Source organism: Dietzia sp. UBA5065 (assembly GCA_002415925.1).
Taxonomy (GTDB): domain Bacteria; phylum Actinomycetota; class Actinomycetes; order Mycobacteriales; family Mycobacteriaceae; genus Dietzia.
In genome coordinates, this window is sequence record DIAZ01000003.1 from 4,949 (window position 1) to 5,181 (window position 233).

A 233-nucleotide genomic window follows, 5' to 3' on the forward strand; every position below is an offset into this window, starting at 1 on the left:
CAGCTGCTCGAGGACTCGACGTGGGACCTCGTCGTGGTGGACACCCCACCCTCGCGCAACGCCCTGGACTTCCTCGACGCGCCGCGTCGCCTCGGCGCCTTCATGGACAGCCGCCTCATGCGGCTGTTCACCGCGCCCGGCCGCGGGGTCGGGCGCCTCATGACCGGCGCCATGAGCACGGCGATGCGCGGCGTGTCGGCGGTCGTCGGGTCGTCCATGCTCAAGGACGCCTC

Annotated in this window: 1 pseudogene; it reads left to right on the forward strand. The window is 72.5% G+C overall.

What is annotated here, in order from left to right:
• A pseudogene (locus B4M60_RS00300) lies at positions 1–233 on the forward strand (ArsA family ATPase); the annotation flags it as partial.